Genomic DNA, 10,711 nt, shown 5'->3' on the forward strand with positions numbered 1-10,711 from the left:
GGGGCTGATAAGCTCTCGGCCCATGCAGCAAGAACACCGCGGCGAGGGCTCGCCGCCGCCACCGGAGTCCCCTGACCTGCCGCCAGGCGCCCCGCTGTGCCTGATCGGCATGATGGGCAGCGGCAAGTCCACGGTCGGCCGCCGGGTGGCAGGCCTGCTCGGCCGCCGGTTCGTCGATGCCGATCGCGAACTCGAGGCCCGCTGCGGCGTGCCGATCACCACCATCTTCGAACTCGAGGGCGAAGCCGGCTTCCGCCGCCGCGAGTCGCAGCTGCTCGAAGACCTCACCACCATGACCGGCATCGTGCTGGCCACCGGCGGGGGCGCGGTCACCGTGGCCGCCAACCGGGAGCTGCTGCGTCAGCGCTGCTTCACCATCTATCTGCACGCCGCGCCGGGTGAACTCTGGCAGCGGCTGCGCAACGACCGGGTGCGGCCACTGCTGCGCACAGCCGACCCGCGGGCGCGCATCGCCGAGCTGGTCGAGGCCCGCGATCCGCTCTACCGCGAGACCGCACACCGGGTGGTGCGCACCGGGCGCCACCCGGTGGAGCGCACCGCCCAGGACATCCTCGCGGCCCTGCCGCCACCGCTTGCCTGCGCCGATCCCCAGCCATGAGAACCATCGATGTCGCGCTCGCCGAGCGCAGCTATCCCATCCTGATCGGCCCCGGCCTGATCGACGGCGCCGAGGCGCTCACCCGTCTGGCGGGCGGCCGGCAGGTGGCCATCGTCACCGATGACCAGGTCGGTCCCCTGTATCGCAACCGCCTGCGCGCCGGGCTTGGCCAGGCCCCGGCCGCGGTGGTCGATGTGACGCTGCCCGCGGGCGAGGCGAACAAGACCTGGGACAGCCTGAACCGTGTGTTCGATGCCCTGCTGCGCGCCCGCTTCGATCGCGGCTGCCTGATCATCGCCCTGGGGGGTGGCGTGGTCGGCGACATGGCGGGATTCGCGGCCGCCGTGTACCAGCGCGGGGTGGATTTCGTCCAGGTGCCCACCACGCTGCTCGCGCAGGTCGATTCCTCGGTGGGCGGCAAGACCGCCATCAACCACCCCGAGGGCAAGAACATGATCGGCGCCTTCCACCAGCCGCGGCTGGTGCTCGCCGACACCGACACCCTGCGCACACTGCCGCCGCGCGAGCTCTCCGCCGGTCTGGCCGAGGTGATCAAGCACGGCGCCATCGCCGATCCCGCCTATCTGGACGCCATCGAGCGCGACATGGCGGCGCTGCGCGCCTGCGAGCCGCAGGCCATGGCGCGGGCGATCGCCCGAAGCTGCGAGATCAAGGCCGATGTGGTCGCGCGCGACGAGCGCGAGGGCGGGCTTCGCGCCATCCTCAACTTCGGTCACACCTTCGGGCATGCCATCGAGGCCGGCACCGGCTATGGCACCTGGCTGCATGGCGAGGCGGTGGGCGCGGGCATGGTCCAGGCCGCCGAGCTTTCCTGCCGACTGGGCCATCTCCCCCGCGAGCAGGTGGCGCGGCTCACCGCGGTCATCGCCGATGCCGGTCTGCCGGTGCGCGCGCCGGTCTGGCCCTACGAGCGCTGGATCGAGCTGATGAGCGTCGACAAGAAGGCCGAGCAGGGCGCACCGCGCTTCGTGGTGCTCGAGGCCATCGGCCGGGCGGCCCTGCGCAAGGTGCCCGAGTCGGCACTGCGTCAGACCCTGGCCGCCTGAGCCGGCGGTGCCCGAGGGCCTGTGGTGACCGGCGCACAGGCCCCCTGGGCAGCCGATCCCGCCGCCTCGCGCGGGCGCCGGCATCCCGAGCCGCCGGCCGCGCCGCGCAGCGAGTTCCAGCGCGACCGCGACCGCATCGTCCACTGCACCGCCTTCCGCCGGCTGGAATACAAGACCCAGGTCTTCGTCAACCACGAGGGCGACCTGTTCCGCACCCGCCTCACCCATTCCATCGAGGTCGCGCAGATCGCGCGCTCGATCGCGCGCCGGCTGCGGCTGGACGAGGACCTGATCGAGGCCATCTCGCTCGCCCACGACCTTGGCCACACCCCCTTCGGCCACGCCGGACAGGACGCGCTGGCCGCCAGCATGGCGCCGTGGGGCGGTTTCGAGCACAACCTGCAGTCGCTGCGCGTGGTCGACGAGCTCGAGCAGCGCTATGGCGAGTTCGACGGGCTGAACCTGTGCTTCGAGACCCGCGAGGGCATTCTCAAGCACTGCTCCGCGGCCAATGCCCGCGGTCTGGGCGAGATCGGCGAGCGCTTCCTCACCGGGCGCCAGCCCAGCCTGGAGGCGCAGGTGGCCAACCTCGCCGACGAGATCGCCTATGACCACCATGATGTCGATGATGGCCTGCGATCGGGTCTGCTCGGTGTGGCCGAACTCGATTCGGTGCCGATCTTCGCCGCGCATGCCGAGGCAGTGCGGGCCCGCTTTCCGGGGCTGGCCGAGCGCCGTCTCATCCACGAGGTGCTGCGCCGGATGATCGACGAGCGGATCAGCGACCTGCTCGCCGAGACCGGGCGGCGGATTGCGTCGGTGGCACCGGCCGACGCCGAGGCGGTGCGCCGCGCGCCGGCCCTGGCGGGCTTCTCGCCCGGCATGCTCTCGCGGGTGCGGCCGCTGAAGCGGCTGCTGCGCAACCGGCTCTACCGGCACGCCCAGGTGGTGGCCGTGATGGACGAGGCGCGCAAGGTGGTGAGCGGCCTGTTCGAGCGCTTCCTGGCCGATCCGGCCCTGCTGCCGGCCGAGCACCGGATCCGGAATGCGGCGATTGGCCCGCGGGCAGTGGCCGACTATATTGCCGGCATGACCGATCGCTTCGCGATCCGGGAGTTCCTGCGGCTGGCCGGTGACGGTCCGGCGGCGCAGGCCCTGCTGAACTCCCCGCTGGCCGCTGGCGCGCTCGCCGCGCGCCGTGAGCCCGCGGCCTGACCCGGGAGGCATCCCATGGTTCCCTCACGCGGCGTGGCGGCCCTGCTCAACCTGGGCCATGCCATCGACCACATGTTCCTGCTGATCTTCGCCACGGCGGTGACCACCATCGCCGCCGAGTTCGGCGTGCAGCGCTGGGAAGACCTCATGCCCTACAGCGCCGGGGCCTTCCTGCTCTTCGGGCTGGGCTCGCTGCCGGCCGGGCGCCTGGGCGATCTCTGGGGCCGGCGGGCCATGATGGTGCTGTTCTTCTTCGGCATGGGCGCCTCGGCGCTGCTGGTGGCCTGCACCCAGGGGCCCTGGTCGATGGCCGCGGCGCTCACCCTGCTCGGCGCGTTCTCCTCCATCTATCACCCGGTGGGCATTCCCATGCTGGTGCAGGGCGCCCGCAACCCGGGCATCACCATCGGTTTCAACGGCCTGGTCGGCAACCTCGGCATCGCGATCGCGGCCCTGGTCACCGGGCTGCTGGTCAAGCACTTCGGCTGGCGCATGGCCTTCGCGCTGCCCGGGCTGGCCTCGATCGCGGCCGGGGTGGCCTTTGCCGTGGTCGCCCCGCGCGAGACCGAGCCGCCGGCCCGGCGCACGGCCAAGGTGGTGTCGCTGCCGCGCGCGGTGATGCTGCGCATCGTGCTGATCATGACCATCACCGCGATCACCGGCAGCCTGCTCTTCAACTTCACCACCAACGGCAACGGCCAGCTGCTGCGCGAGCGCTTCGCCGGCATCATCGAAGACCCGGCCACGCTCGGCCTGCTGCTCGCCTCGGTGTATGCGGTGGCCTCGCTCGCCCAGATCGTGGTCGGCCGGCTCATCGACCGCTATCCGCTCAAGCGCATCTATGTCGGGGTGGTCATGCTGCAGGCGCCGCTGCTGCTGGCCGCGGCCAGTGCCCAGGGCTGGTGGCTGTTCATCCTGCAGGTGGCCATCATGGTGTCGATCTTCGGCGCCATCCCGTTCACCGACGCCATGGTCGTGCGCTATGTCGATGACCGCATGCGCTCGCGGGTGTCGGGCATCCGCATCGGCGTGTCCTTCGGGGTGAGCTCCCTCGCGGTCTGGGCGCTCGGGCCGATCGTCAAGGCCTCGGGTTTCCAGTGGCTGCTGCTCCTCATGGCCGCGATCGCGGTGGTCACGCTGGCCTGCGCCTCGTTGCTGCCCGATGCCAGTCAGACCGAGCCGCGGCCGGCCGCGCCCGACCCGGCCTGAACCCCGCAACCCTTCAGGAGACCCCGTCATGGCAATCTACGAGCAACGCACCTACCAGGTGGTGGTGGGCAAGATGGCTGAGGTCATCGAGCTCTACCGCACCGAGGGTTATCCGGCCATCGCCCGCCATCCCGACCGCCTGGTGGGCTACTTCACCGGCGACATCGGCGCCCTCAACGAACTCGTCCATCTCTGGAAGTTCCACGACGATGCCGACCGGCGCGCCTTCTGGGCCGGGCTGTTCGCCGACGAAGCCTTCATGGCCTTCGCCCGCAAGCTGCGCCCGCTGCTGCGCGAGCAGGACAACAAGCTGCTGATGCCCGCGCCCTGGGGGCCGCACCCCTGAGGGTCGCGCTGGCGCGGCCGGGGGGCGGTCGACGGCCTTTCCCGCGCCGCGCCGGGGGCGGCTGCCGCCTGCGGCGCCAGGCCGCACTGTCCTACCCTGGCACTCGGATTGCTTCAAAACCAGAGGACGCCCTTGTATAGTGCAAGGTTCGTCCGCGTTCGGTTCGCTGCACTGCCGCAATCGCCCCTTGTGCCGTGTTCCGGACGCCAGCGCAGGACAGCCCTGCGGGACGCCCCGACAGGACGACCCTGCACGGGTTCACCCAGCGACAGCGCGGAGCGCCGAGATGCACAGCCAGCACCTCCCCGACCCTCATCCGGTCGGCAGCCAGATTCCCACCGACGGCGAGCCGCTTGCCGGCGCTCCCGAGGCGCAGGGCCTCTACGACCCCGCCAACGAGCATGATGCCTGCGGCGTGGGCTTCGTGGCCCACATCAAGGGCAAGAAGAGCCATCGCATCATCGAGCAGGGTCTGCAGATCCTGTGCAACCTCGATCACCGCGGCGCGGTGGGTGCCGATCCGCTCATGGGCGACGGCGCGGGCATCCTCACCCAGATTCCCGACCAGTTCTTCCGCGAGGAGATGGCCGCGCAGGGCGTGACGCTGCCGCCCGCGGGCGAGTATGGCGTGGGCATCGTCTTCCTGCCCAAGGAGCATGCCTCGCGGCTGGCCTGCGAGCAGGAGCTCGAGCGGGCGGTGCGTGCCGAGCGCCAGGTGCTGCTGGGCTGGCGCGATGTGCCGATCGACCGCGACATGGCGATGTCGCCCACGGTCAAGGCCAAGGAGCCGGTGATCCGCCAGATCTTCATCGGCCGCGGCCCCGATGTCATGGTCACCGACGCCCTGGAACGCAAGCTCTATGTCATCCGCAAGATGGCCAGCCATGCCATCCAGGCGCTGAACCTGAAGTACGGCAAGGAGTACTTCGTGCCGTCGATGTCGGCGCGCACCATCGTCTACAAGGGCCTGCTGCTGTGCGGTCAGGTCGGCCAGTACTACCGCGATCTGCAGGATCCGCGCTTCGTGTCGGCGCTGGCACTGGTGCACCAGCGCTTCTCGACCAACACCTTTCCGGAGTGGCCGCTGGCCCACCCCTACCGGCTGATCGCGCACAACGGCGAGATCAACACCGTCAAGGGCAACTACAACTGGCTCCGGGCCCGCGAGGGCGTGATGCGCTCGCCGGTGCTGGCCGAAGACCTGCCCAAGCTCTATCCGATCGTCTACGCGGGGCAGTCTGACACCGCCACCTTCGACAACTGCCTCGAGCTGCTGGTGATGGCCGGTTACCCCATCGCCCACGCGATGATGATGATGATCCCGGAGGCCTGGGAGCAGCACGCCCTGATGGACGAGAAGCGGCGCGCGTTCTACGAGTTCCACGCCGCCATGATGGAGCCCTGGGACGGCCCGGCGGCCATCGCCTTCACCGACGGCCGCCAGATCGGCGCCACCCTGGACCGCAACGGCCTGCGCCCGGCGCGCTACTGCGTGACCGACGACGACATGGTGATCATGGCCTCCGAGTCGGGCGTGCTGCCCATTCCCGAGAGCCGGATTGTCAAGAAGTGGCGCCTGCAGCCCGGCAAGATGTTCCTGATCGATCTCGAGCAGGGCCGCATCATTGATGACGCCGAGCTCAAGCATCAGCTCGCCAACAGCAAGCCCTATCGCGAGTGGATCGAGGCCATCCGCATCAAGCTCGACGAGCTCGACGCGCAGCGCCGCGATGTGCAGGTCGACGAGGCCGCCAACCGGCCGCTCGCCTCCCTGCTCGATCGCCAGCAGGCCTTCGGCTACACCCAGGAGGACATCAAGTTCCTGATGACCCCGATGGCGCAGGCCGGCGAAGAGGCGGTGGGCTCGATGGGCAACGACTCGCCGCTGGCGGTGCTGTCCGACAAGAACAAGCCGCTCTACAACTACTTCAAGCAGCTGTTCGCGCAGGTGACCAATCCGCCGATCGACCCGATCCGCGAGCAGCTGGTGATGTCGCTGGTGTCGTTCATCGGTCCCAAGCCCAACCTGCTCGACCTGAACAACATCAACCCGCCGATGCGCCTGGAGGTCTCGCAGCCCATCCTCGATGCCGAGGACATGGCCAAGATCCGGCACATCGAGCATTACACCGACGACAAGTTCAAGGCCTTCGAGCTCGATGTCTGCTATCCGCTCGCCTGGGGTGCCGAAGGCATCGAGGCGCGGCTCGCCTCGCTAGCCGCGCAGGCCGAGGACGCGGTGCGTTCCGGCTACAACATCCTGATCGTCTCTGACCGCAAGGTGGCGCCCGGGAGCGTGGCCATCCCCGCGCTGCTGGCCATGAGCGCGGTGCACCAGCACCTGGTCGACAAGGGCCTGCGCACCAGCACCGGCCTGGTGGTCGAGACCGGCTCGGCGCGCGAGGTGCATCACTTCGCCCTGCTCGCCGGCTACGGCGCCGAGGCGATCCATCCCTACCTCGCGATCGAGACCCTGCGCAGTCTCAATGCCGGCGGTGGCGAGGCGGCCGCCGACAAGGCGGTCAAGAACTACATCAAGGCGGTGGGCAAGGGCCTGAACAAGGTCATGTCCAAGATGGGCATCTCCACCTACATGAGCTACTGCGGCGCGCAGATCTTCGAGGCGATCGGCCTGTCGCGTCGGCTCGTCGACCGCTACTTCACCGGCACCGCATCCAATGTCGAGGGCATCGGCGTGTTCGAGGTGGCCGAGGAGGCGATCCGCCTGCATCGCGCGGCCTTCAGCGACGACCCGGTGATGGCCGGCGCCCTGGATGCCGGCGGCGAGTACGCCTTCCGCATCCGCGGCGAAGCCCACATGTGGACGCCCGATGCGATCGCCAAGCTGCAGCACAGCACCCGCTCGGGCAGCTTCTCGACCTACCAGGAGTACGCCAAGCTGATCAACGACCAGAGCGCGCGGCACATGACGCTGCGCGGCCTGTTCGACCTGCGCACCGACGCCTGCACGCCGGTGCCGCTCGACGAGGTCGAGCCGGCGGCCGAGATCGTCAAGCGCTTCGCCACCGGCGCGATGTCGCTCGGCTCGATCTCCACCGAGGCGCACACCACGCTGGCGGTGGCCATGAACCGCATCGGCGGCAAGAGCAACACCGGCGAGGGCGGCGAGGACGCGATGCGTTACCGGGCCGAGCTGCGCGCCGGCCGCTCCACCATCGCCGATGGCGACACCGTGGGCAAGGTGATCGGCGCCTCGCGCATCGAGTCCGACATCGTGCTCAAGGCCGGTGACTCGCTGCGCTCGAAGATCAAGCAGGTGGCCTCGGGCCGCTTCGGCGTCACCGCCGAGTACCTGTCCAGCGCCGACCAGATCCAGATCAAGATGGCCCAGGGCGCCAAGCCCGGCGAGGGCGGCCAGCTGCCGGGCCACAAGGTGTCCGATTACATCGGCATGCTGCGCTACTCGGTGCCGGGTGTCGGCCTGATCTCGCCGCCGCCGCACCATGACATCTACTCCATCGAGGATCTCGCCCAGCTGATCCACGACCTCAAGAATGCCAATCACCGGGCCTCGATCTCGGTGAAGCTGGTGTCGGAGGTGGGCGTGGGCACCGTGGCCGCGGGCGTGGCCAAGGCCAAGGCCGACCATGTGGTCATCGCCGGCCACGATGGCGGCACCGGCGCCTCGCCGCTGTCGTCGATCAAGCATGCCGGCACGCCCTGGGAACTGGGCCTCGCCGAGACCCAGCAGACCCTGGTGCTCAACGGCCTGCGCGGCCGCATCGTGGTGCAGGCCGACGGCCAGATGAAGACCGGCCGTGATGTGCTGATCGGCGCGCTGCTCGGCGCCGACGAGTTCGGCTTCGCCACCGCGCCGCTGGTGGTCGAGGGCTGCATCATGATGCGCAAGTGCCACCTCAACACCTGCCCGGTGGGCGTGGCCACCCAGGATCCGGTGCTGCGCAAGCGCTTCCAGGGCAAGCCCGAGCATGTGGTCAACTACTTCTTCTTCGTCGCCGAGGAGGTGCGCACGCTGATGGCCAGTCTGGGCATCCGCCGCTTCCAGGACCTGATCGGCCGCGCCGACCTGCTCGACACCCGTCGCGGTGTGGCCCACTGGAAGGCGCGCGGGCTCGACTTCTCCCGGGTGTTCCAGCTGCCGCGGGTGCCGGCCGACACGCCGCGCCGCCAGGTGGCCACGCAGGATCACGGCCTCGATCATGCCCTCGATCGCAAGCTGATCGAACTGGCCCGCCCGGCGCTCGAGCGCGGCGAGAAGGTCTCGTTCATCCTGCCCATCCGCAACGTCAACCGCACCGCCGGGACCATGCTCTCGGGCGAGGTCGCGCTCAAGCACGGCCACGAGGGCCTGCCCGAGGACACCATCCACGTGCAGTTCAGCGGCACGGCGGGGCAAAGCTTCGGCGCCTTCCTCGCCCGCGGCATCACCCTCGATCTGGTGGGCGAGGGCAACGACTATGTCGGCAAGGGCCTGTCGGGCGGCCGCATCGTGGTGCGGCCCACCAATGACTTCCGCGGCCAGTCCGACCAGAACATCATCGTGGGCAACACCGTGATGTACGGCGCGATCGAGGGCGAGGCCTTCATCAGCGGCGTGGCCGGCGAGCGCTTCTGCGTGCGCAACTCCGGCGGCACCGCAGTGGTCGAGGGCACCGGTGATCACGGCTGCGAGTACATGACTGGCGGCACGGTGGTGGTGCTCGGCGAGACCGGGCGCAACTTCGCGGCCGGCATGTCGGGCGGCATCGCCTACGTGTACGACGCCGACCGGGCCTTCGAGAAGCGCTGCAACCTCGCCATGGTGGCGCTCGAGCCGGTGCTGTCCACGGCCGAGCAGCTGGTCAGCACCGATCCGGCCACCTGGCACCGCGGCGAGTGCGACGAGATCATCCTCAAGGGCCTGATCGAGCGGCACTTCACGCTCACCGGCAGCCGCAAGGCCCGCGAGATCCTCGACGACTGGGACGCCGCCCGCGGCCGCTTCGTCAAGGTCTTCCCGGCCGAGTACAAGCGCGCCCTTGGCGAGATGCACGCGGCCAGCCAGAAGGCGATGCAGCAGCAGGAGAAGGCGACCGCCTGAGTGGGTGGCGGGCCTGCGGGCCTGCCCTCGCCGCCGTCGCGCATTCCCACCACCCGCACCAGACACACAGGCACGAGCATGGGCAAGGTCACCGGATTCATCGAGTTCCAGCGGCTGCAGGAAGCCGCCGAAGACAGCGGCTCTCGCGTCAATCACTACCGCGAGTTCGTCATGCACCTGAGCGACCAGCAGGCGCAGCAGCAGGGCGCGCGCTGCATGGACTGCGGCATCCCGTTCTGCCAGAGCGGCTGCCCGGTCAACAACATCATCCCCGACTTCAACGACCTGGTCTTCAACAACCAGTGGCGCGCAGCGCTCGACACGCTGCATTCCACCAACAACTTCCCGGAGTTCACCGGCCGCATCTGCCCTGCGCCCTGCGAGGCGGCCTGCACCCTGAACATCAACAACGACGCGGTCGGCATCAAGTCGATCGAGCACGCGATCATCGACAAGGGCTGGGAGATGGGCTGGGTGTTGCCGCAGCCGCCGGCCACCCGCACCGGACGCAGCGTGGCGGTCGTCGGTTCGGGCCCGGCCGGCCTGTCCTGCGCCCAGCAGCTCGCCCGCGCCGGCCATTCGGTGACGGTGTTCGAGAAGAACGACCGCATCGGCGGCCTGCTGCGCTACGGCATCCCCGACTTCAAGATGGAGAAGTCGCACATCGACCGGCGCGTGGCGCAGATGCGTGCCGAGGGCGTGAGCTTCCGCACCGGGGTGCTGGTGGGCGATGGCTCTCTCGTGCCCGGGGTCACCGACGGGTCGGGCGAACGGATCTCCGCGGCCCAACTCCAGGCCGAATTCGATGCGGTGGTGCTCACCGGCGGCGCCGAGCTGCCGCGCGATCTGCCGGTGCCGGGCCGCGAGCTCGCCGGCGTGCACTTCGCGATGGAGTTCCTGCCGCAGCAGAACAAGGTGGTGGCCGGTGACACCGTGCCCGGCCAGATCATGGCCACCGGCAAGCATGTGGTGGTCATCGGCGGCGGCGACACCGGCTCCGACTGCGTGGGCACCAGCAACCGCCATGGCGCGGCCTCGGTGACCCAGTTCGAGCTCATGCCCCAGCCGCCCGAGTCCGAGAACAAGGCGCTCACCTGGCCCTACTGGCCGACCAAGATGCGTACCTCGTCCTCGCACGAGGAGGGCTGCGAACGCGACTGGTCGATCACCACCAAGGCCTTCAAGGGCGATGC

General features: G+C 69.6%; 6 protein-coding genes and 1 pseudogene. All 7 read left to right on the top strand.

The annotated features are described in order from the left end of the window. Window positions 1-22: 22 nt before the first annotated feature. Window positions 23-619, top strand: a complete 597-nt coding sequence (locus AC2H6A_RS02875) for a shikimate kinase (RefSeq protein WP_484271625.1) — start codon at window positions 23-25, stop codon at window positions 617-619. Then, window positions 616-1,686: a 3-dehydroquinate synthase gene (gene aroB, locus AC2H6A_RS02880; protein WP_484271626.1), complete on the top strand. Its 1,071-nt coding sequence runs from the start codon at window positions 616-618 to the stop codon at window positions 1,684-1,686. Before AC2H6A_RS02875 ends, aroB begins: the two co-directional genes overlap by 4 nt. A gap of 21 nt (window positions 1,687-1,707) precedes the next feature. Then, window positions 1,708-2,814: pseudogene (locus AC2H6A_RS02885) on the top strand (deoxyguanosinetriphosphate triphosphohydrolase); the annotation flags it as partial. 102 nt (window positions 2,815-2,916) lie between these two features. Beyond that, a complete protein-coding gene (locus AC2H6A_RS02890; RefSeq protein ID WP_484271627.1) occupies window positions 2,917-4,110 on the top strand; it encodes an MFS transporter in 1,194 nt (397 codons plus the stop codon). Window positions 4,111-4,138: 28 nt separating this feature from the next. Continuing rightward, complete coding sequence (locus AC2H6A_RS02895) at window positions 4,139-4,456, top strand: NIPSNAP family protein (protein ID WP_484271628.1); 318 nt, start codon at window positions 4,139-4,141, stop codon at window positions 4,454-4,456. A gap of 286 nt (window positions 4,457-4,742) precedes the next feature. After that, window positions 4,743-9,518, top strand: a complete 4,776-nt coding sequence (locus AC2H6A_RS02900) for a glutamate synthase-related protein (RefSeq protein WP_484271629.1) — start codon at window positions 4,743-4,745, stop codon at window positions 9,516-9,518. A 78-nt stretch (window positions 9,519-9,596) separates the two neighbouring features. Then, the coding region (locus AC2H6A_RS02905; RefSeq protein WP_484271630.1) for a glutamate synthase subunit beta at window positions 9,597-10,711 on the top strand (1,115 nt) is incomplete at its 3' end.

It is taken from the genome of Quisquiliibacterium sp. (assembly GCF_982640115.1).